Origin of the sequence: Cystobacter fuscus DSM 2262 (assembly GCF_000335475.2) — a bacterium.
Lineage (GTDB): Bacteria > Myxococcota > Myxococcia > Myxococcales > Myxococcaceae > Cystobacter > Cystobacter fuscus.
In genome coordinates this window covers 234122-255198 of record NZ_ANAH02000066.1, presented here as the reverse complement: position 1 = coordinate 255198, position 21077 = coordinate 234122, and the positions used below count along the sequence as shown (strand labels likewise).

The window sequence follows — 21077 nt, the reverse complement described above, 5'->3', positions numbered from 1 at the left end:
GTCCGCACAAGCCCCGTCACTACCCCTCATCGGTCCCTCCACACCTACAGCCCCCTCTCAGTCCACTCAGGCCCCGGACTCCCGGGCCCGTGCGCGGACCTCCGCGGCGAACAACTCCGCCGCGGGGGTGCGTGGCGCGCCCTTGCGCCACAGCAACGCCGCGAGCTCGGAGCGCGGCGCGGGAGACAGGCGCTTCACCACGAGCCGCTCGGCCTCGGCGAGTCGCGGCTCGGGCAGCACGGTGACGGCGAGGCCCGCGCGCACGATCGCGAGCACCGTGGCCACCGCGTTCGACTCGAGCGCGATGTGCGGGGCGAGCCGCATGGCGTCGAAGTAGGCGTCCACGCGCCCGCGCACGCGCGAGCCGCGCGAGAGCAGCGCGAAGGGCTCGTCCACGAGCTGCTTCACCCCCACGGACTCCGCTCCCGCCAGCGCATGTCCCCGCGCGACGACGAGCGCGAGCCTGCTGTCGAACACGGGCTCCGCGTCCAGGTCCGGTGAGCGCGCGGGCGCATACGCCAACCCCACGTCCAGCTTGCCGTCCGCCAGGCGCCGCTCCACCCGCCGCACGAGAGCCTCCTCGGCGCTCAGCGCCAGGCGCGGGTGCTTGCGCAGCACGGCGGCCAGCGCCGGCACCACCACGCCGCGCATGCTCGGCGGGTAGCCCACGCGCAGCGCTCCCGTGGCCAGTCCCCGCAGCGCGCTCACCGCCACCCTGCCCGCGTCCACGTCCTCCAGCGCGCGCGAGGCGTACGTGCGGAACAGCTCTCCCGCCTGCGTCAGCCGCACCCCCGTGCGCGCGCGCTCGAACAGTGGCGAGCCCAGCTCCTCCTCGAGCTGGCGGATCTGCTGCGACAGCGTGGGCTGCGAGACGTGCAGGTGCCGGGCGGCACGTCCGAAGTGGAGGGTGTCGGCGACGGCGGAGAAGTAGCGGAGGTGGCGCAGCTCCATCCCCCCATCATAGGCAATACCTATCGACTCCATGGGAACAAACGAATGGACGAATCGTGGGTCTTCTTTACATTTCCCCTCGTCGCGAAGGAGAAACCCCATGAAGGCATCGGATCTGTTCGTCAAAGCGCTCGAAGCGGAGGGCGTGCGGTGTGTCTTTGGACTCCCGGGTGAGGAGAACCTGGACCTGCTCGAGTCGATGCGCGCCTCGGGCCTGCGCCTCGTCGTCACCCGCCACGAGCAGGCCGCGGGCTTCATGGCCGCCACCTGGGGCCGGCTCACCGGGCGCGCGGGCGTGTGCCTCGCGACGCTCGGGCCCGGCGCGACCAACCTCGTCACCGCCGCGGCCTACGCCCAGCTCGGCGGCATGCCCATGGTCATGCTCACCGGGCAGAAGCCCATCCGGGCCAGCAAGCAGGGCCACTTCCAGATCGTCGACGTCGTGGGAATGATGCGGCCGCTCACCAAGTCCACCCGCACGCTCATCTCCGCCGATCACGTCTCCTCGGCGGTGCGCGAGGCGTTCCGCCGCGCGGAAGAGGAGCGCCCCGGAGCCACGCACCTGGAGCTGCCCGAGGACGTGGCCCGTGAGACCTCCGACGCCCCTCCCCTCGCCCCCTACACCCCCCGTCGGCCCGTGGCCGACGAGGCCTCCATCGCCCAGGCCGTCGAGACCATCGCGTCCGCCCGCCGCCCGCTGCTGATGATCGGCGCGGGCGCCAATCGCAAACTCACCTCGGAGATGCTCCGCGTCTTCGTGGATCGCGTGGGCATGCCCTTCTTCAGCACCCAGATGGGCAAGGGCGTGGTGGACGAGACACATCCGCTCTGGATGGGCACGGCGGCGCTCTCCGACGGGGACTTCGTCCACCGGGCCATCGAGGCCTCGGACTGCATCGTCAACGTGGGCCATGACGTCATCGAGAAGCCGCCCTTCGTCATGCGCGACAACCGCCGCACCGTCGTCCACCTGAACTTCTCCTCGGCCGAGGTGGACCCCGTGTACTTCCCCCAAGTGCAGGTGACGGGCGACATCGCCAACGCGGTGTGGCGCATCGCCGAGGGTGTCGGTGGCCCGCGCGCGCACTGGGACTTCTCGTCCTTCGAGCGGGCCCGCATGGGGCTCGACGCGCAGCTCACGCGCGGCATCGACGATGACCGCTTCCCCATCTACCCCGCGCGGCTCGTGGCCGAGGTGCGGCGTGCCATGCCGGACGACGGCATCGTCTGCCTGGACAACGGCATGTACAAGCTCTGGTTCGCCCGCTACTACCGCTGCCGCCGCCCCAACACGCTGCTGCTCGACAACGCGCTCGCCACGATGGGCGCCGGGCTCCCGTCCGCCATCGCCGCCAGGCTGGTGTACCCACGGCGCAAGGTGGTCGCGATCTGCGGTGACGGCGGGTTCATGATGAACTCGCAGGAGCTGGAGACGGCGGTGCGCCTGCGGATGGATCTGACGGTGGTCGTGGTGCGCGATGACGGCTACGGGATGATCCGCTGGAAGCAGGGCCAGATGGGGCTGCCGGATTTCGGCATGGAGCTGGGCAACCCGGACTTCGTCCGCTACGCGGAGGCATACGGCGCGCGGGGACACCGCCCGACGAGCGCCTCGGAGTTCGGCACCACGCTCGCGCGCTGCCTGGAGTCGGGCGGCGTGCACGTCATCGACCTGCCCATCGACTACTCGGACAACTCGCGCGCGCTCGGAGCCGGTGCCGAGGAAGCCGCGCGCTGAGCCCCGAACACGAGACCGAAAGCGAGGAACACCATGCTGGCTGAACGCTATCCGTATTACCTGGCCAACCGCCCCAAGCAGCCCAACGCGGAGCTGGCCGTGACCGACAAGTACTCGGGCGAGGTCGTGACCCACGTGGCGCTCGCGGACGCGGGCGCCGTGGAGGAGGCCATCGCCGCGGCGGTGCGCGCGACCGGCCCGATGCGGCGCCTGGCGCCCTACGCGCGGCAGGAGGTGCTCGAGCACTGCGCGCGCCGCTTCCGCGAGCGGGCCGAGGAGTTCGCGCTCGCGCTCTGCATCGAGGCGGGCAAGCCCCTGCGCGACGCGCGGGGCGAGGTCACCCGGCTCATCGACACGTTCAAGGCGGCGGCCGAGGAGGCCGTGCGCAACGAGGGCGAAGTGCTGAACCTGGAGGTCTCGCCGCGCGCGGCCGGCTACCGGGGCTTCACCCAGCGCGTGCCCGTGGGCCCGTGCTCGTTCATCACGCCGTTCAACTTCCCGCTCAACCTGGTGGCGCACAAGGTGGCGCCCGCCATCGCCGCGGGCTGCCCCTTCGTGCTCAAGCCGTCGGACCGCACCCCCGTGAGCGCGATGCTCATGGCCGAGGTGCTCGCCGAGACGGCGCTCCCCGAGGGCGCCTTCTCCGTCCTCCCCACCCGGCTCGCGGACGTGGGGCCCTTCATCGAGGATGAGCGGCTGAAGCTGCTGTCGTTCACCGGCTCGGAGAAGGTGGGGTGGGAGCTCAAGGCGCGCGCCGGCCGCAAGAAGGTGGTGTTGGAGCTGGGCGGCAACGCGGCGTGCGTGGTGGACCACGACCAGGGCGAGCGCCTGGACTTCGTCGCGGACCGCGTGGCCCATGGCGCCTTCTACCAGGCGGGACAGAGCTGCATCTCGGTGCAGCGCGTGCTCGTGCACGAGTCGCTGTACGGCGCGCTGCGCGAGCGGCTCGTCGCGAGGGCGCGGGCGCTGCGCTCGGGGAACCCCAGGGACGAGACCACCACGCTCGGACCCATGATCGATGAGCCCGCGGCCCGGCGGCTGCAGGGGTGGATCGAGCGCGCGGTGGCGCGGGGAGCGCGCGTGCTGGCCGGAGGAGGACGGCGGGGCGCGCTGCTCGAGGCCACCGTGCTGGAGGGCGTGCCGGCCGACGAGCCGCTGTCCGCGGAAGAGGCGTTCGGACCGGTGGTGCTGCTCGAGCCCTTCCGTGCGTTCGACGAGGCAGTGCGCGCGGTGAACGACGGGCGCTACGGGCTGCAGGCGGGCCTCTTCACGAACGAGCTGTCCAAGGCGATGCGGGCCTGGGACGAACTGGAGGTGGGGGGCGTCATCGTGGGGGACGTGCCGAGCTTCCGCGTCGACACGATGCCCTATGGGGGCGTGAAGGGCTCGGGGCTGGGGCGCGAGGGCGTGAAGTACGCCATCGAGGACATGACCGAGCCGCGGCTGCTCGTCCTGCGCCAGGGATGAAGCTGCCCTCTCAGACGTCGGTCCAGCTCTCGAACGCGGCCTGAGTCGGTGAACGGTTACTGCTTTTTTGGTAAGGAGCTTTAAATGTTCGATACGACGCTGCTCATCCTGCTCGCGCTCGCAGCGCTGGGGTTCATCAGCCACAACAAGCCGGTCGCCGTCTCCATCCTCGTCCTGATCGTCATCCGCATGACGCCGCTGAATCAGTTCTTCCCCTGGGTGGAAAAAAAGGGGCTGCTCATCGGTATCACTATTCTTACAATCGGCGTGATGGCGCCGATCGCCAGCGGAACCTTGCCCCCATCGACACTTTTTCAATCTTTTCTTCACTGGAAATCGCTGGTGGCTATCGCGGTTGGGGTGTTTGTTTCCTGGCTGGGTGGGCGCGGTGTAATGCTGATGAGCAGCCAGCCGACCATCGTGGCGGGGCTGCTGGTGGGAACGGTGTTGGGTGTGGCCCTGTTCCGGGGTGTGCCGGTCGGGCCACTGATTGCGGCGGGATTGCTGTCGTTGATGCTTGGTCGGCAGTGAGCGCCACGTCCGCCAGCGGTAAACCCCGACAGAGGCGGCTGCACTTGCTCGGGTGGTAGCAAATGGGAGTCCTCGAAAATCGAGAGTCCTCCCTCTCGATTTTCGATAAAACAAAACACACTCCCCACTTATAACGCGACGTGGCATCATCATGAATACCATGACCGCGCACTCGACTTTCAGACACCTGCTGGCACTCGGCCGCGTCAAATTCCTGCTGTACAGCCCCATTCTCTACACGGTGGGAGCCATCATCCCCACCGTATCGGGCGGCGCCATTGATGCCTCCCGCTTCATTCATGGCGTGCTCTTCACGTGGATCACCCACCTGATGACGCATTACTCCAATGAGTATTATGACCTGGAGCCAGACCGGGCCAACACGTCTCCCTCACCATGGACAGGCGGTAGCCGGATCCTCGTGAAAGGGATCATGGAGCCGCGGCACTCCCTGTACATCGCGTATGCCTTGACGGTGGTGTCCATCGCTCTCGCCCTGCTCATGCCGACCAACAGCGCCCGCCTCCTCGGCCTGGCCGCCATTTTCTTCTCCTGGCAGTACAGTGCACCGCCGCTCAAGTTGGAGGCCGTGGGCATGGGCGAGTTCACCGTCACCCTGGTGCTCAACACCCTGGTTCCGCTGCTCGGCTATTGCCTCCAGAGCGGCGGACTGCGGCCCCATACGCTGCTGCTGGTCCTCATCCCGCTCGGCATCATCGAGTACATCCGGATGATGGTCATGAACATGGCCGACTGGGAGAGCGACGCGACGACCTGGAAGAAGACCCTGGTGGTGCGCATTGGAATCGAGAACGCCGTGAAGGTCCATGGCATTGGAATGATCGCGGCGTACCTCTCGCTGATTCCGCTCTACCTGGCGGGCGTACCGGGCGTCGTCATCCTCGCCCTGAGCACCACGGCGTTCATGGGGCTGGGCTACGCCTGGCGGCTTCAGCGGGGGGCCTGGAAGAAGAAGGAGACGATGTGGATCATCCCCTACGTGGCCTCCACCCACAATGGATTGGGAGGCTCGGCCGCGCTGATCGGGATGATCATCCTCAAGCCTGGCTTCTCGTTCTTCGCCCTCGAGCTCTTCCCGCTGTATCTCTATCTGGGAGGCTTCCTCCTGCTGCGCGCACTGGCTCGCCGCAATCGGAATCAGGCCAGTCCCCCGCCCGTGGGTGTGACGACTTGAGCCGGAGTGCCCTCGGCATCCCGAGGGCCTCCTCCTTCAACGCCTACCCGCCGTAAGAAAGGCCGTGCCCGACCGGGTAGAGCACCCCGGAGGCCGTGCCCACCTCGGGAATGGCCACGGGCAGCCGGCCCGAGGGGTTCACCTCTCCCAACAGCACCCGCGCCAGCGCCTTCATGGAGACGGGCTGGAAGCCATAGGTGGCCACGTAGGTGGACACCTCCGGCAGGTGGGAGATGTCATACGGCTCGCGCACCGAGACGACCACCACCGGCTTGTTCGCGCCCTGGAGCGCGCGGACCAGCGCCTGCTGCTGCTTCGACGTCCAGACGCGGTTGACCAGCACCACGGTGACGTCCGCGCGCGCGGCCGAGGCCACCGCCTCGTCGATCTTCGCCTGCGTCGGCGAGGTGCCCGTCTCCAGGGTCTCCACGGACCGGCCCCTCCGGGCCAGCTCCTGCGTCAGGGTGGCCGTCGCCGTGGCGCCCCACCCCGTCACCAGCACCTTGCCCGCCTCGGGCTTCAATGGCAGCACACCTGCCTCGTTCTTCACCAGGGTGATGCCGCGCTCGGTGATGGCGTTGGCGGCGGCCAGGTGCTCGGCGGCGCCCACCCGCTGGAGTCCGGAGAGATCCACCAGGGGCTGGGCGAGCACGCCGCGCTTCTGCTTGAGCGTCAGGATGCGTCCCACCGCCTCATCGAGCCGCTCCTGGCTGACCTCCCCGCTGTTCACCGCGTCGCGCACGGCGTTGTAGGCCACTTCGATGCGCTGCGGCATGAGGAGCAGGTCCACACCGGCCTTGAGTGCCTCCACGGGGACGCGCACGTCGCTCTGGTCACCGTAGGGCTTCGCGCCCTGCATGGAGAGCGAGTCGCTGACCACCACGCCCTTGAAGCCGAGCTGGCCCCGCAGCAGGTCCGTCATGATGGCGTGGCTGAGCGTCGCCGGCAGGCCCGAGCTCTCCAGCGCGGGCACCACGATGTGAGCGGACATGATGGCATCCACCTCGGCGTCGATGGCGGCCACGAACGGCGGCAGGTCCACCGCGTCGAACTGCGCCCGGCTGTGATTGATGATGGGCAGCCCGTAGTGGCTGTCCACGTCCGTGTCGCCGTGGCCGGGGAAGTGCTTCACGGTGGACGCGGTGCCCTCGCCCTGCTGGGCGCCCACCTGCACCTGCGTGAAGGCCGCGACCCGCGCGGGATCCAATCCAAAGGAGCGCACGCCGATGACGGGGTTGAGCGGGTTGCTGTTGACGTCCGCGACCGTGCCGAAGTTCTGGTTGATGCCCAGGGCGCGCAGCTCCCGCCCGGTGATGGCCGCCGCCTGGCGCGCGGTCTCCACGTCCTGCGTGGCGCCCAGGGCCATGTTGCCGGGAAACTGGGTGGCCGGCTCGCCCACCCGCACCACCACGCCATGCTCCTGGTCCGTCGCGACGAGCAGGGGGATGGCCCGCTCCTGGCGCATCGCCACCTCCTGCAACCCATTGGACAGCCGGGCGATCTGCTCCGGGGTCTTCAGGTTGTTGGCCCAGGTGAAGTAGATGATGCCGCCCAGGTGGTAGCGCTCGACGAGCTGCTCCGCCGTGTCCAGCCCGTGGTCCTTGCGGTTGCTCTCCACCATCTTCGGATCCGCATCCGCGACGCTCGTCCCATAGGCATGGGTCATGAAGAGCTGACCCACCTTCTCCTCGAGCGTCATCTCCTTCAAACGGCAGGGCACCCAGTCCGGCGAGGACACCTCGGGCGGAGTACTACAGTCCGGGGTGACGGGAGGCGCCGGAGGCGGCTCCTCCTCGCAACCGGCGCTTCCGAGCATCAGTCCGCACAGCGCGATGGACGTGAACCACCTTCCACCAAACTTGATCATGGGCGTTCCATCTTCCAGGGGGGTAAGTCGGGTTTCGCGGACCATACCCGGGAACACGGGCCCCGCATCCATGGGGTGGAGTGCGGAAACGATTCAGGCCCGGGGCGCGAGGAAGCGCGGACCCACGGCCAGACGCAGGGCGCCCACGGACGCCACCAGCGCCGAGAGCGTGGTGAGCAGGAGCGCCAGCGCCACGTTGTGCAGCGCCTCGTACAGGCCGATGAGGAAGAGCACGCGGGGGCTCTGGTCCGCGAGAGGGCCCGTGTAGGCACCCAGCAGGACGATCACCCCGCTGAAGAAGCCCAGCGCTCCGGCCAGGAGCGTGAAGAGCCCCAGGGTCACCAGCAGGGGCACGTACCGCGTCTCGGGGCGCCGCGCGTAGCGCAGGCTCGCCCCCAGCAGCCCGAGTCCCGCCAACAGGGTCGGGTACATGCCCCAGCCACCGGCCACGAATGCCTCGTTCATGTGTCCTCCTCGTGTGAATGCGGTTCTCGGACAACTCGCGCGGAAACGGGTTCCCGCCTTTTCTCGCGCCATCCCATCACCGCGCCCCGGAGGACGGGCGGGTCGAGGACCTGGCGCGGGCGGGTGATACACTCGCCGCCGATCATGGAACACACGGCCCATCTGTGGCTCTTCTTCGTCCTGGTGTTTGGGATTGTCGCGTTGCCAGGTCTCGACATGGCGTTCGTGCTCGCCAGTTCCCTGGGAGGTGGGCGGAGCGCGGGGCTGTCCGCGGTGGCGGGGATCGTCTCGGGGGGCGCCTGTCACGTGGTGGTCGCCGCGACGGGGGCCGCCGTGCTGCTGCAGGTCATCCCGGCCGCGTTCAACCTCCTGCTGTGGCTCGGCGCCCTGTACGTGGCGTGGATCGGCCTCTCCCTGTTCCGGAGCGGAGCGGCCTTCACCGCCGCCCCCCTCGAGGGCGAGCCCGAGGCCTCGGCCACGTTCCGCCAGGGCATGGTGACGAACCTGCTCAACCCCAAGGCCTACCTCTTCATGCTCGCCGTGTTCCCCCAGTTCCTGCGGCCGGAGTACGGGCCCACGTGGATGCAGGCGCTGGTGCTCGGGGTGATCATCGCGCTCACCCAGGCCGCCGTGTACGGTGCGGTCGTGCTGGTGGGAGACAGGGCACGGGGTTGGCTCGAGTCCAACCCCCGCGCCAGCGCCGCGATCGGCCGGGGTCTCGGCGCGCTGATGGTGCTCGTCGCGGTGCTGACGGTCTTCAAGGAGTGGCGGAGCGCTTGACTCCCAGCGGTTCGAATCCTCGTCGTGCCCGTGAAAGGTGAACATGCAAGCGATGCTCACATTGGCGTTCGCCTTCGTGCTCGCGGTGGCGCTCTTCGTGCTGGCCCGGAGTTGGATCTGGCGGCTGGAGGAAGGCGCGGGCCCGTCCAGCTTCCGCGCCTTCGTGGCGTGCGGACTGGTGTACGCGGGGCTCTACGGCTGCGCCCTCGGGTGGGTGATGGAGCAGAGCATGCTCCTCGGTGTCTGCGCGACCTTCTTCAGCTTCCCCCTGGTCTTCGGAGGGGTGCGGCAGATCGCCGGCTACTTCGGCTTCGACCCGGTCTACTACACGGCCTCCGGAGGCGCGCTCGCGGCGCTGGGCCTGTTCTTCTCCCTGGTCGTGTTCTCCGGGCCGCTCACCCAGGTGGGTCTGCTGGTGCGCACCGTCGAGGTGCGTGAGCTGCCGGGCACGCTCGGAGGGGCCTTCCACCTGCTGGGCGCGACGCAGCGAACGGACCTCGCCTTCGAGCGGGCCTTCGGGCGAGAGGGCACCGGCCTGAGGAACGTGAAGCTCGCGCCCATCGTCCCCAGGGGATGGACCCCCGCGCAACCCGTGCCCGCGTGGCTGCTCTGCCGCCAATACGACTCCGCCTACGAGGAGGACTGCCGCTGGGGCTTCAACACCGAGGACGTCGTCGACACCGTCGTCCCCTCCGCGCTGGGAAGCGCGAACGGCGCCCAGCTCATGGAGGAGGCCGCCTCCGCCGCGGGCCTCCAGAACGCTCCCGGCGCGAAGTTGTTGTCACGCACCGACGATGCCGACGGGGCCGTGCTCGGGGTGGTCCTGCGCGGGCTGCTCCTGCCCCTGTTCTTCGTGGGGGCGTTCGTGGTCCTCGCGCGCATCGGACGCCACCATGACGAGCTGGCCGACAAGAGCGCCCGCCGCCACCCGGACTCCGAGTGATTCTCCGTTTTTCCAACATTTCCTAGATTAATCCGTTCTTCTGCTTGTTCGGATTCGTGCTAATGAGCGCCGCGCGGCGAGCCATCGCCCGCGTTGCCTCATCACGGCCTCCCACCCCCGTCCCCCCTCTTCCCGATAGGGCGTGGCGAGGCCCTGCGAGCCAAGGAGCAGAGCCATGACGCGTCATCGTTTCGTGAACGAGGGAGCCGGAGTGTTCGCCGCGCTCGTGCTGGCGGGATGTGGTTCCACGCCGTCGGAGACGGGGAGTGAGAGCCGTCCGGGCGCGGAACAGCCCTCGGCCGCCGTGAGCGCGCCCCTGGCCGTGAGCAAGACTTTCACCAAGAAGGTCTACGTCCACCTGATGCCCTGGTTCGAGAGCAATACCACCTCGGGCAATGGCTCCTGGGGCGTCCACTGGACCATGGCCAACAAGAATCCCAACGTGGTGGATGGCACGGGCAAGCGGCAGATCGCCTCGCACTACTACCCGTTGATCGGACCGTACGGGTCGGGCGACAAGGATGTGATCGAGTACCAGCTGCTGCTCATGAAGTACGCGGGCGTGGATGGCGTGCTCATCGACTGGCCCGGCACGCTCAACTGCGTGGACTACCCCAAGAACAAGCAGAACGCCGAGGCCTTCATCAACAAGACGGCCGCGGCGGGTCTGGAGTTCGCCATCGTCTACGAGGACAACAACCTCACGCTGGCGCCCGGCTACGGCTGCTCCGTTCCCGACAAGTACGCCGCGGCCCGCAACGACATGATCTACATGCGGGACAACTACTTCTCCCGCGGCAACTACATCAAGATCAACAACGCTCCGCTGCTCCTGGACTTCGGTCCACAGACGTTCAAGTCGCCGGGCGACTGGAGCAACATCTTCTCGCCGCTGTCGACCAAGCCGACCTTCCTGACGCTCTGGTACCAGAACGGCGATGCCGGGGCCAACGCCCAGGGCGAGTACCCGTGGATCTACTCGGACTTCACGACCGGGTTGCAGAACTTCTATAACAACCGTCCGCTGGGCGTGAAGTTCGGCGTGGCCTACCCCGGCTTCAACACCTTCTACACGGCGGGTGGCTGGGGCGGCCCGACCTGGTCCCTGCCCTACAACGGGACGGGCACGTTTGGCCAGACCATGGACATGGCCAAGAACAGTGGCGTGAACTGGATCCAGCTCGCCACCTGGAACGACTATGGCGAAGGCACGATGATCGAGCCGACGCGCGAGTACGGCTACGGCTTCCTGACCACCCTGCAACAGAAGCTCGGCGTGCCCTACGGGCAGAGCCAGCTGGAGCTCATCGGCAAGCTGTATGAGCAGCGCAAGCAGTACGCGGGCGATGCGTCCAAGCAGAGCCAGCTCAACGAGGCCTTCAACTACTTCGTGGCCCTGCAGCCGGACAAGGCAGCGACCATTCTCGGTGGGGGCACCACGAATCCGCCGCCTCCCACGAATCCCACGGTCACCAACAGCGGCTTCGAGTCCGGCATGACGGGTTGGAACACCTGGTCACCCAATGGCACCGCCGGGGCCGCGTTCACCGAGACCTACAACGGCGGCTACAACAGCGCCAACCACCTGACCCACTACAGCCCGGGGGCCTTCGAGACGTGGACGTACCAGACGATCAACGGCCTGCCCAACGGCAACTACCGGGTGCGTGCCTGGGTCCGCAAGGGCGGTGACTTCGGCTTCTCCCGCCTCCAGGCCAAGACGTGCGCCTCCTGCTCCCCCGCCGCCACGAACCTCGGCACGTACGGCGCCTGGACCCAATTGGAGACGCCCACCCTCGCCGTGACCGCGGGTTACCTGGAGTTCGGCCTCCACACCCAGGCCACCAGCGGTAGCAGCTATGTCCACCTGGACGACGTGCAGCTCATCCGCCAGTAGCCCTCGGGCCCTTGGGCGCCCATCCGCAAAGCAGGCGGGTGGGCATCCGAGTGGAGGCCGCGCCGTCTCCACCGCGTCGTCACATGCACAACGTGTCCGCACACCGTTCCTCTTGCACGGAGGCAGACATGAAGAACGAAGACACGCTCACCACCGAGGTCGAACTCCAGACGCGGCGCATTCCCTCCATCGGCTTCCTCGGAGTCGCCGTGGGATGCATGGCCGTCAGCGCCATCCTGATGATCTCGGGCCGCAGGACCTGGGCGAACTTCATCGGCCAGTGGGCGCCCTCCATCCTCATCATGGGCACCTACAACAAGATCGCCAAAACGTTCTCGCCGCCCTACGACGAGAAGCAGCGCGTCCAGCACGGCGGCCACGCCTCCATCCTGAAGTCGCCGAGCGAGCTCGGCCATCAGGTGGCGCCCCACTCGGTGAGCTGAGACACCAGAGCCCCTCGGCTGCCCGCCCGGGGCCCTGTCTTTGCGCGCCTACGGCTCCGGGCGAGCCGGGCCGGGGGCGCGAGGCCGCAGGTAGCCGAGCACCAACGCACTCAGCTCCTCCACGAGTTCGGGGGTGCCGATCAGCTCGGGCCGCTCGACGACCGCGGCCCAGACGGCGCTGCGCAGGGCGCGGATGATGATGAAGACGACCATGCCCAGGTTGCGTGGACGCTCGAACTCCAGGTTCTGTGAGAGCACCCCCTGGACGAGGAACTCCACGCGCGCCTCGATCTCCTGCACGACCTGAAGGGGGCCGATGCGCGGCGCCTGCTCCAGGAGCACCCGCTGCAGCTCCGGATTCACCCCGTAGACGTCCACCAGCGACCGCACCAACTCCCGCACCTCCCGCTCCAGATCCGTGATCGGGCGCGGCACCAGCTTGTCGGCGAGGATGCCCAGGACACGCTGGTGCAGCCGTTCGACCAGCATGGCGACCAGGGCCTCCTTGCTCGGGAAGTACTGGTAGAGCGAGCCGATGCTCACTCCGGCCCGCTCGGCCACCTGCTTGGTCGTCGTGCCCTCGTAGCCAGAGCTGACCAGAACGTGAGCCGCCGCCTCGAGGATCACCTCCACCGTGGCCTTCGCGCGCTCCTGGCGGGGCCTTTTCCGAGGGGAAGCCCGGTTGCGTCCGCTCATGGCACCGCGTCTCCCAAACCTGAGCCGGATGCGAATTTCGCGCCCGCGAGCCGGTCCTTACTGTTGCCGACAGGACTCGTCCAGCCGGAGTCTCGACCCCGAGGCACCGGCGAGGCTGAGCGTTCACCCGTGAGCATGCGTTCTGGATTTCCCATGAGCAAGCCCTCCCTGTCCACGACCATCCCCCAGCCCCGCTCGCGCCCCCTCGTGGGCAACGTGCCCGACGTGGGCTTCGAAACGCCCCTGCAGAACATGATGAAGCTGGCGCGCGAGTTCGGGCCCATCTTCCGGCTGTCCTTCCCGGGGGAGAACTTCCTCCGGGTGATCAGCTCCTATGAGTTGGTGGCCGACGCCTGTGACGAGACGCGCTTCGAGAAGCACCTGGGCCAGGTCCTCCTGCAACTGCGCGACCTGGGGCGCGACGGCCTCTTCACCGCGGATGCGCGCGAGCCCAACTGGGGCAAGGCCCACCGCCTGCTGATGCCCGCCTTCAGCCCCGCGGCCATGCGCAACTACCACGACGGCATGTACGACGTGGCCGACCAGATGCTCACCCGCTGGGCGCGCTTCGGACCCGACACCGACATCGACGTGTCCGACAACATGACGCGGCTCACGCTCGACACCATCGCGCTGTGCGGCTTCGACTTCCGCTTCAACAGCTTCTACCAGCGGGAGATGCACCCCTTCGTCGAGTCCATGGTGCGCGCCCTGGCCGAGGCGGGCGACCGTACCCGCCGGGTGCCCCTGCAGACGCAGCTCATGCTGCGCACCCAGCGTCAGTACCAGTCGGACATCCAGTACATGTACGAAGTGGTGCGCGAGCTCATCGTCCGGCGCCGCGCGCTCCCCGCCGAGGAGGCGCCGAGGGATCTGCTGGGCCTGATGCTCGAGGCGAAGGATCCCCTCTCGGGGGAGAAGCTCGACGACGACAACGTGCGCGCCCAGCTGATGACCTTCCTCATCGCGGGCCACGAGACGACGAGCGGCCTGTTGTCCTTCGCCGTCTACTTCCTGCTGCACCACCCCGAGGTGCTCCAGAAGGCCTACGCGGAGGTGGACCGGGTGCTGGGCTCCGAGGCGCCCCGCTTCGAGCAGATCTCCCAGTTGCAGTACATCGATCAAATCCTGCGCGAGACGCTGCGCCTGTGGCCCACCGCGCCGGCCTTCACCCTGCACGCCAAGGCGGACAACACGCTGCTGGGGGGGCGCTACCCGGTGGGGGTGAAGGACACGCTCATGGTGCTCATCCCCATGCTGCACCGCGACCCCACGGTGTGGAAGAACCCGGAGCGCTTCGATCCGGAGCGCTTCGCCCCCGAGGTGCGCGACAGCATTCCGGCCCACGCATGGAAGCCGTTCGGCAACGGGATGCGCGCGTGCATCGGCCGGGCGTTCGCGCTCCAGGAGGCCACGCTCGTGCTGGGCACGATGCTGCAGCGCTTCCACATCTCCACGCCCGAGCCCTACACGCTGCGCATCCGCGAGACGCTCACGCTCAAGCCCGATGGGCTCAAGCTGCGCGTGCGCGCGCGCAAGCCCGTCTCCCGCGCGCCCGCGGCCCGGCGGGCCACCACCCCCGCGCCCGTGGCGTCCTCGTCCCAGCCGACGGAGAAGACGTCCTCGCATGACACGCCCCTGCTGCTGCTCTACGGCTCCAACTCGGGGGCCTCGGAGGCGTTCGCCCGGCGCATCGCCAGTGACGGGCTCGCGCGTGGCTACACGGCGAAGGTGGCCCCGCTGGACGAGTACGCCGGCAAGCTGCCCAAGCAGGGCGCGGTCGTGGTCGTGACGGCCTCCTACAACGGCCAGCCCCCGGACAATGCGCGTGCCTTCCACACGTGGCTGTCCAGTGTGCCCGCGGGCGCGCTCGCGGGCGTGCGCTACGCCGTGTTCGGCTGCGGCAACCGGGACTGGGGCGAGACCTACCAGGCCGTGCCCAAGTTCATCGACGAGCGGCTGAGCGCGGCGGGGGCCCGGTCCCTGCTCACGCGCGGCGAGGCGGATGCGCGGGCCGACTTCTTCGGCGACTTCGACTACTGGTACTCCCCCTTCTGGACGCGGGTGGGCGAGGGCCTGGGGGTGGTCTCCGGCGAGGTGGACTCGGGGCCGCGCTACACCGTGGAGGTGGTTCCCCCGGTGAGCGCGGAGCTGGTGAAGCAGAACAAGCTCGAGCTGGCCACGCTGATGGACAACCGTGAGCTCGTCGACATGACGTCGCCCTTCGGCCGCTCCAAGCGGCACCTCACGTTCAAGCTGCCCGAGGGCGTGACGTACGCGGCGGGTGACTACCTGGCGGTGCTGCCGGAGAACCACCCGGAGCTCGTGGAGCGCGCCGCGCGCCGCTTCGGGGTGAGCCCGGAGGCCACCGTCATCCTCAACTCCGCCCGGGGCGCTCAGGGCTCCTCGCTCCCCACGGGCAGGCCCGTGCTGGTGCGCGAGCTGCTCGGCCGGCACGTGGAGCTGTCGGCGCCCGCCACGCGCAAGGACCTGGAGCGACTGGCGGAGAAGAACCCCTGCCCTCCGCACGCCATGCACCTGGCCGCGCTGGCCCAGGACGCCGAGCGCTACAAGAAGGAGATCCTCGACAAGCGCGTGAGCGTGCTGGAGCTCTTGGAGCAGTACACCTCGTGCATCCTCTCGCTCGGAGACTTCCTCGAGCTGTTGCCGACCATGCGCGTGCGGCAGTACTCGGTCTCCTCGTCCCCCCTGGCGGACCCCACGGTGTGCACGCTGACGGTGGCGGTGGTGGACGCGGAGGCGTGGAGCGGCCAGGGCCGCTTCCGGGGCACGTGCTCGAGCTACCTGGCGCGGCTGCGTCCGGGCGAGCAGGTGGCGGTGGCGGTGCGCACGCCGAACGTGCCCTTCCACCCGCCCGCGTCGAACGCGACGCCCATCGTCCTGGTGGCCGCGGGCACGGGGCTGGCGCCCTTCCGGGGCTTCCTCCAGGAGCGCGCCCTGCGCCACGCGCGAGGGGAGGCGGCCGGGCCGGCGTTGTTCTTCTTCGGGTGCGATCACCCGGAGGTGGACTTCCTCTACCGCGAGGAGTTGGCGGCGTGGGAGCGCGAGGGAGTGGTGAAGGTGCTGCCCGCCTTCTTCCGTCAGCCCGACGGCGACGTGACGTTCGTGCAGCACCGGCTGTGGAAGGAGCGCGAGCAGGTGAAGGCACTGCTCGATCAGGGCGCCCTGCTCTTCATCTGTGGGGATGGGCGGCTCATGGCGCCCGCGGCCCGTGAGACGCTGGCGCGCATCCACCAGGAGAAGGTGGGCTGCTCCTCGGAGGAGGCCCTGGCGTGGCTGGCGGCCATGGAGAAGCAGGGCCGCCTGGTCTCCGACGTCTTCGCGTGATGCTCAGAGGGAGGCGCTCGCGCCCCGGTAGCTCTTCTTGACGTAGGGCGAGAGCAGTCCCTGGATGAGCGACGAGTACGACAACCGGAACTCCATCGTGTCGCCCGGCCTGAACTCCTGGGGGCAGTCCGTCACGTCATACACGCTGTAGTTCGAGTTGCTGTTGATGAACCGCACGTTGGACGGCACGGGCTGCAAGGACCTGGGCGCGGTGTGGATGGCGCCCAGGTTCACCAGGGCGCGCTTGCGCAGCCCCTTGTCCTCGAACTGGGGCTTCACGCCAAAGGCATCCGTCCCCACCTCGCCCATCGGCACGGAGGGCTTGGTCTTGATCTCCAGGACCGTCCCCGACAACAGGAAGGCACTGTCGAGCAGCTCCTTGTGCTTCTTCTCGACGCCGGGGATCGTCCCCAGGAGGATCGCCTCGCCGATCCGGAGCTGGTTGAGCCGGGGAGGCAGGGAATGGGTCTCCATCCAGTCCAACATCACCGAGCCGCCGATGGACACCTTCTTCATCGGATGCCCCAGGCTCTTCTCGATCTCCTCGGCGAGCCCGTTGAGCAGCGAGACGTTCTCCGAGGACGGCAGGACGCCACTGCAACACGCCAGGTTGGCGCCAATCCCACTCAGCTCGAGGTGCTTCGAGCCGAGCTCCAGGATCTTCCGCACGGTCCTCACGGCGTCTTCCGGCATGACGCCCTCGCGCAGATCGCCCACCTCGATCATGAGGAGGACTTCATGTGTCACTCCTTCCCGCTCCGCGGCCTCGGCCAGGGCCTTGATCGTCTCCAGCTCTGAATTCAGGCTGGATCCGCAGGAGGTGACGACGGCCTGGGCCTCCAGGGCGGACGGGATGGCCACCAGCATGGGCTTCTCACGAAAGTGGCGCTGCTGCTCCCGGGCCGTGACCAGGCTCGCGATCCCCAGGGACGTCACCCCACTGCGCTGGAACAGCTCGATGACGGGCACGGAGCTCTCGCAGCCCTTCACGACGCCTACCCACTCCAACTGGTTGGCCGCGCAGAACGCCTTGATGAACTGGATGTTGTGCTCGAGCTTGTCCAAATCGACGATCAGGTTTGGCATGACGAGGCTCACGGGGACTGCGGCAGCTCTTCCATCCGGCCCGCCACCACGCGCTCGCGCAGCTCGGAGATCGCCGAGGGCAGGCTCCGGCCGGGGATGATCAGGTTGCAGCTCATGTTCTCGCTGTACTTGGGGCTGTAGCGTTTCATGATGGCATCCACCTGCGGCAGGTAGTTCCAGCGGACATTCGGAAACAGCGAATGCGCCAGGTGATAGGAATCACCCAGGGGGAAGATGTTGTGCCGGACGATGAAGCCAATCGGCCCCTTGAACTCCGTGGGACGCCCCAGCTCCAGCTCCCGCTCGTAATAACCCAGCGTGGGATCACAGGGCGCGAACCAGCGGTGCAGCGCGACGTGCGCGAGCCAGTAGAAGAGTGGATAGGTGATGAACACGGGGACGACGTAGAGGAAGATCAACGCGTTGACCGAGTCGAAGGCCACGAACAGGCCCACGACGGTGGCGACCGTCGCGACGCGCAGGAAGAAATTCAGCGAGAAGCGGTCCGCCAGCAGATAGGAGCTCATCTCCTTGACCCGGGCGAACATGCCCCTCCAGGTGAGCGGGAAGAAGAGGGCCGACCAGAACCTGGCGTTGCTGATGCCGGGCTTCAAGCCCACGTCCAGCAGCTCCTTCAGGTCCGGATCATGATCCATGTTCACCGAGCTGTGGTGCCGCCGGACATGGATGTCCTTGCGCGCCCTGGCCTCCGGCATGAGCGCGGGGAATTGATAGAGGACATTGGCGAGGAACATGCCCCACTTGAGGTTCGGACAGAGGGCGCCGTGCACGGCGAAGTGGCCAATCTCCTGCAGCGAGCGGAAGCGCCCCGTCACGAACAGGACCAGCAGCCCCCGGACGATGAACGAGTCGAAGGTATTGAAAGCAATGACAGCCGCGATGATGAGCAGATACGTCCAGGCGAACGGAAATACCGCGAAGTAATTGTCCAGCGGACGGTGACCGAGCCCGGCGAACTCCTTGCGGAATTCCTTCAGAGAGACATTGGACGAGGCGAAGCTCGTCTTGCTCAAATCCTTGCGATGATAGAGGTAGTCGGCCGCTTGCAGGGCAAGCGCCAGCACAAGGCAAAACACGATGGAGGCCATGGCCAGACAAGATAGGGAAACGATTACCCAACGTCAAGCAACACGAATCCTTCCCAGAATCCTGGAACACGAAGAGGCACTTGTAAGAAGCTGAGAAATGATAAGGGTTGGATGATCAGACGGCTTCGTGTATTCACCTTGACGTCTACCTATGAAAAAGTCCTCGTCCGCCCTCCCCTCCATCCTGCTCGGTCTCGGCGCGGCGTTGTTCTTCACCATGACCTATGTGCTCAACCGGAACATGGTGGCCACAGGTGGGTTCTGGGCGTGGACCACGTCCCTGCGCTATTTCATCATGCTGCCCGTGCTGTTCGTGCTCGTGGCCATGCGGGGGGGGTGGCCCGCGCTGTGGGCCGCGATGAAGCGGCACCCCTGGGAGTGGATCATCTGGGGCACCGTGAGCTTTGGCGTCTTCTATACGTTCCTGACGCTGGCGGCGGATCATGGGCCCTCGTGGCTGATCGCCGGGACCTTCCAGGTCTCGGCGATCGCGTGCCCGCTGCTCTCGCCGTTCATCTACACGGATGAGCGGCGGAGGATCCCCCTGGAGGCCGTGGGCATGGGCTCGTTGATCCTCGTGGGTGTCCTGATCCTGCAACTGGGCCACTTCGACCTGGCCATGCCGGCCAGCGCCTGGCTGGCGCTGCTGATGGTGATCATCGCCGCCGTCGCCTACCCCCTGGGCAATCGCCGGTTGATGCTGCACCTGGAGCGCGAGCGCATCCACCTGGATGCCGGCCAGCGCGTCCTGGGAATGACCCTGGGGAGCATTCCCCTGTGGCTCGTCGAGGCGAGCCATGGCTACGCCCGTGTGGGGTGGCCCCCCGCCACCCAGGTGCTGCAGTCCGCGGGCGTGGCCCTCCTGGCGGGGGTCATCGGCACCACGCTGTTCTTCCGCGCCACCCAGATGGTGGCCAACAACCCCGTGGGACTCGCCGCCGTGGAAGCCACCCAGTCCACCGAGCTGCTCTTCGCGCTGGTGCTGGGCGTGCTCTTCCTGGACGAGTCATGGCCCACCCCGATCAGCCTCATGGGGGCCCTGCTCATCGTGGTGGGCCTGGTGCTCTACAGCCGCATCAGCCAGAACGCCGGGCTGGCGCCCGTGGAAGGCTAGCGCCGCAGGGCCCAGAGCGCCTGGTGCAGCCGGGGCGTGAGTGGGAGGTCGACGCAGCGGAAGTACTTGCGCAGCTCCTCGCCCACCACCTCGCTGGCCAGGGACTCGGGCTCGGTCAGCGCCTGGTGGAACGCGAGCGTGAGCGCGGCCGAGGGCTGCGTCCGCGCGAGCTCGGCCAGGGGGGGCCGCTCGGCGAACCGCTGGCAGATGGCCTGGTGGAGCCGGGCATGTCCATGGGTGTCGTCCAGGAGCGGCAAGAGCGGCAGGGGCGCGTTGTCCTTGAGCAGGAACTGAAGCTCTTCCAGTGTCTCCTCGGCCTCGCGCTGCTGCTGGCCGAGCGCCTCCGCCTTGCGCCTGCGCTGGAGGTCGAAGAGCGTCGAATTGAGCGTGGCCAGCTCGCGTTGCTTGCGGAGGATCAGCTCGTTGAGCGGCTGCTGCTTGCGGTACTGGCCCACCACGGAGGCGATGTCGCGCTTCACCGACTCCGGGACCAGGCCTGGATAGAGGTGCGGCGGGCTGCCCAGGAAGACGCGGAACAGGGGCGCCCTGCCCCGCTCGAAGACCAGCCCCGCCTGGGTATTGAACTCCATCGGGCACACCTGGTTGTCGAGCAGCCTTCCGCGCGTGAGCAGCAGTGAGGAGATCGTCCGCCCGGAGCTGTAGCCGGAGGACGAGCCCTGGCCCGTCCCGTCCGACAGGCAGACGCCGTCCTTGAACTTGGCCACCTCCGCCGTGTCCGGACAGATGGAGCAGAAGGCCCGCAGCGCCCGGGTGTTGTTCAACCCCGCCCGCTCCAGGTGGATGACCTTCTCGTCGTGGGCGTCGCACCAGGCGAGCGCGGCGCCGAAGGGAATGGGCGGGGTGGCGTCGATATGGGAGATGACCATCCGCCCCTGCCCCGACTCGGGGAACAACACGGAGACCGAGCAGGACGTGGCGTTGTACGTGGTGACCCGGCGCAGCACGGCCTTCTGGCGAACGGCATACACCGTCCAGGGCCCCTGGACTCCCGCCTCGTACACGTCGATGCCCATGCCGCCATGCACCCGGTGCTGCTCATCCGCGGAATAACGGAGGATCCACTCGACGGCGTACAGGTGCAGATCCAACGGACGCAGCACCAGGGCGTGATTCCAGCCCAGCACCACGTCATAGGCCCCCCGGGTCTGCCTGCGCAGGGCCGGGTAGAACCAGGTGTCCGACTGGTAGGCATTCAACGCCTGCTTGAAGTGCGTCTCGTGCTCCTGCTTCGCCTGCAGGGTGCGCTCGCGAAGCGCGGGCTCCTCGTACCTGCCGGTCCACTCGCCCTGGGTGAGCGGACGCGACTTGACCATGGCGTTATGGGATTCCAACACGGTACGCCACGGCAGCGTCTTGTGCATGGGTGGAGAAGATAGCAGCACCCTTCACCGGGAAAACACTCGGGGTCCGGGACGCTTCCACTCGC

General features: G+C 67.8%; 17 protein-coding genes. 10 read left to right on the top strand and 7 right to left on the bottom strand.

Translation table 11 applies throughout. The annotated features are described in order from the left end of the window. Positions 1-66 precede the first annotated feature (66 nt). A complete protein-coding gene (locus tag D187_RS41620) occupies positions 67-951 on the bottom strand; it encodes a LysR substrate-binding domain-containing protein (protein ID WP_043434227.1) in 885 nt (294 codons plus the stop codon). Positions 952-1051: 100 nt separating this feature from the next. Here D187_RS41620 and D187_RS41615 point away from each other — a divergent pair, with 100 nt between their 5' ends. The 4 genes from D187_RS41615 to D187_RS41600 all read left to right on the top strand — a co-directional run bounded on the left by D187_RS41615 (position 1052) and on the right by D187_RS41600 (position 5882). Next, the gene (locus D187_RS41615; RefSeq protein ID WP_002629833.1) at positions 1052-2689 is read left to right on the top strand and encodes an acetolactate synthase large subunit; all 1638 of its coding nucleotides are present in this window, start codon (positions 1052-1054) and stop codon (positions 2687-2689) included. A 33-nt stretch (positions 2690-2722) separates the two neighbouring features. After that, positions 2723-4156, top strand: a complete 1434-nt coding sequence (locus tag D187_RS41610; protein ID WP_002629834.1) for an aldehyde dehydrogenase family protein — start codon at positions 2723-2725, stop codon at positions 4154-4156. Between the two features lie 84 nt (positions 4157-4240). Then, positions 4241-4687 (top strand): DUF441 domain-containing protein, encoded by a 447-nt coding sequence (locus D187_RS41605; RefSeq protein WP_002629835.1) that lies wholly within the window; start codon positions 4241-4243, stop codon positions 4685-4687. Between the two features lie 151 nt (positions 4688-4838). Then, entirely contained in the window at positions 4839-5882 is a 1044-nt protein-coding gene (locus tag D187_RS41600; RefSeq protein ID WP_245591960.1) for a prenyltransferase, read from the top strand. Positions 5883-5925: 43 nt separating this feature from the next. Here D187_RS41600 and D187_RS41595 read toward each other — a convergent pair whose 3' ends face one another. Together D187_RS41595 and D187_RS41590 are read right to left on the bottom strand one after the other, a co-directional pair. Next, positions 5926-7749 (bottom strand): glycoside hydrolase family 3 protein, encoded by a 1824-nt coding sequence (locus D187_RS41595; RefSeq protein WP_002629837.1) that lies wholly within the window; start codon positions 7747-7749, stop codon positions 5926-5928. Positions 7750-7842: 93 nt separating this feature from the next. After that, positions 7843-8214 (bottom strand): hypothetical protein, encoded by a 372-nt coding sequence (locus D187_RS41590; RefSeq protein WP_002629838.1) that lies wholly within the window; start codon positions 8212-8214, stop codon positions 7843-7845. 144 nt (positions 8215-8358) lie between these two features. Between D187_RS41590 and D187_RS41585 the strand changes: the two genes are divergently transcribed. The 4 genes from D187_RS41585 (at position 8359) to D187_RS57295 (ending at position 12277) form a co-directional block, all read left to right on the top strand. Further along, positions 8359-8994 carry a LysE family translocator gene (locus tag D187_RS41585; RefSeq protein WP_002629839.1) on the top strand — a complete coding sequence of 212 codons (636 nt, stop codon included), beginning with the start codon at positions 8359-8361 and terminating at the stop codon, positions 8992-8994. Positions 8995-9037: 43 nt separating this feature from the next. Further along, positions 9038-9937 carry a hypothetical protein gene (locus tag D187_RS41580; protein WP_043434225.1) on the top strand — a complete coding sequence of 300 codons (900 nt, stop codon included), beginning with the start codon at positions 9038-9040 and terminating at the stop codon, positions 9935-9937. A gap of 175 nt (positions 9938-10112) precedes the next feature. Beyond that, positions 10113-11834 (top strand): glycoside hydrolase family 99 protein, encoded by a 1722-nt coding sequence (locus D187_RS41575; RefSeq protein WP_002629841.1) that lies wholly within the window; start codon positions 10113-10115, stop codon positions 11832-11834. A 128-nt stretch (positions 11835-11962) separates the two neighbouring features. Continuing rightward, positions 11963-12277 carry a hypothetical protein gene (locus D187_RS57295; protein ID WP_002629842.1) on the top strand — a complete coding sequence of 105 codons (315 nt, stop codon included), beginning with the start codon at positions 11963-11965 and terminating at the stop codon, positions 12275-12277. A gap of 48 nt (positions 12278-12325) precedes the next feature. Here the strand turns inward: D187_RS57295 and D187_RS41565 are convergent, their stop codons facing one another. Beyond that, positions 12326-12973: a TetR/AcrR family transcriptional regulator gene (locus D187_RS41565; RefSeq protein ID WP_002629843.1), complete on the bottom strand. Its 648-nt coding sequence runs from the start codon at positions 12971-12973 to the stop codon at positions 12326-12328. A gap of 153 nt (positions 12974-13126) precedes the next feature. On the opposite strand from D187_RS41565, the gene D187_RS41560 reads away from it, so the two are divergent. Continuing rightward, complete coding sequence (locus tag D187_RS41560; protein ID WP_002629844.1) at positions 13127-16321, top strand: bifunctional cytochrome P450/NADPH--P450 reductase; 3195 nt, start codon at positions 13127-13129, stop codon at positions 16319-16321. Between the two features lie 3 nt (positions 16322-16324). Here D187_RS41560 and D187_RS41555 read toward each other — a convergent pair whose 3' ends face one another. Beyond that, positions 16325-17407: an alanine racemase gene (locus tag D187_RS41555; RefSeq protein ID WP_002629845.1), complete on the bottom strand. Its 1083-nt coding sequence runs from the start codon at positions 17405-17407 to the stop codon at positions 16325-16327. An 8-nt stretch (positions 17408-17415) separates the two neighbouring features. After that, the gene (locus D187_RS41550; protein WP_002629846.1) at positions 17416-18492 is read right to left on the bottom strand and encodes a fatty acid desaturase family protein; all 1077 of its coding nucleotides are present in this window, start codon (positions 18490-18492) and stop codon (positions 17416-17418) included. Between the two features lie 175 nt (positions 18493-18667). Here D187_RS41550 and D187_RS41545 point away from each other — a divergent pair, with 175 nt between their 5' ends. Beyond that, positions 18668-19630, top strand: coding sequence for a DMT family transporter (locus D187_RS41545; protein ID WP_002629847.1), 963 nt, complete (start codon positions 18668-18670; stop codon positions 19628-19630). On the opposite strand, the gene D187_RS41540 is transcribed toward D187_RS41545, so the two are convergent. Next, complete coding sequence (locus tag D187_RS41540) at positions 19627-20964, bottom strand: hypothetical protein (RefSeq protein WP_002629848.1); 1338 nt, start codon at positions 20962-20964, stop codon at positions 19627-19629. The two genes, D187_RS41545 and D187_RS41540, sit on opposite strands and share 4 nt — an antisense overlap. Between the last annotated feature and the right edge of the window lie 113 nt (positions 20965-21077).

What these genes read in the sequence shown, in the direction of transcription:
- D187_RS41605 (WP_002629835.1), top strand. Translation starts at nt 4,241, where the DNA reads ATGTTCGATACGACGCTGCTCATCCTGCTCGCGCTCGCAGCGCTGGGG.
- D187_RS41545 (WP_002629847.1), top strand. Translation starts at nt 18,668, where the DNA reads ATGAAAAAGTCCTCGTCCGCCCTCCCCTCCATCCTGCTCGGTCTCGGC.
- D187_RS41590 (WP_002629838.1), bottom strand. Translation starts at nt 8,214, where the DNA reads ATGAACGAGGCATTCGTGGCCGGTGGCTGGGGCATGTACCCGACCCTG.
- D187_RS41560 (WP_002629844.1), top strand. Translation starts at nt 13,127, where the DNA reads ATGAGCAAGCCCTCCCTGTCCACGACCATCCCCCAGCCCCGCTCGCGC.
- D187_RS41615 (WP_002629833.1), top strand. Translation starts at nt 1,052, where the DNA reads ATGAAGGCATCGGATCTGTTCGTCAAAGCGCTCGAAGCGGAGGGCGTG.
- D187_RS41620 (WP_043434227.1), bottom strand. Translation starts at nt 951, where the DNA reads ATGGAGCTGCGCCACCTCCGCTACTTCTCCGCCGTCGCCGACACCCTC.
- D187_RS41540 (WP_002629848.1), bottom strand. Translation starts at nt 20,964, where the DNA reads ATGGTCAAGTCGCGTCCGCTCACCCAGGGCGAGTGGACCGGCAGGTAC.
- D187_RS41555 (WP_002629845.1), bottom strand. Translation starts at nt 17,407, where the DNA reads ATGCCAAACCTGATCGTCGATTTGGACAAGCTCGAGCACAACATCCAG.
- D187_RS41575 (WP_002629841.1), top strand. Translation starts at nt 10,113, where the DNA reads ATGACGCGTCATCGTTTCGTGAACGAGGGAGCCGGAGTGTTCGCCGCG.
- D187_RS41565 (WP_002629843.1), bottom strand. Translation starts at nt 12,973, where the DNA reads ATGAGCGGACGCAACCGGGCTTCCCCTCGGAAAAGGCCCCGCCAGGAG.
- D187_RS57295 (WP_002629842.1), top strand. Translation starts at nt 11,963, where the DNA reads ATGAAGAACGAAGACACGCTCACCACCGAGGTCGAACTCCAGACGCGG.
- D187_RS41595 (WP_002629837.1), bottom strand. Translation starts at nt 7,749, where the DNA reads ATGATCAAGTTTGGTGGAAGGTGGTTCACGTCCATCGCGCTGTGCGGA.
- D187_RS41585 (WP_002629839.1), top strand. Translation starts at nt 8,359, where the DNA reads ATGGAACACACGGCCCATCTGTGGCTCTTCTTCGTCCTGGTGTTTGGG.
- D187_RS41600 (WP_245591960.1), top strand. Translation starts at nt 4,839, where the DNA reads ATGAATACCATGACCGCGCACTCGACTTTCAGACACCTGCTGGCACTC.
- D187_RS41610 (WP_002629834.1), top strand. Translation starts at nt 2,723, where the DNA reads ATGCTGGCTGAACGCTATCCGTATTACCTGGCCAACCGCCCCAAGCAG.
- D187_RS41580 (WP_043434225.1), top strand. Translation starts at nt 9,038, where the DNA reads ATGCAAGCGATGCTCACATTGGCGTTCGCCTTCGTGCTCGCGGTGGCG.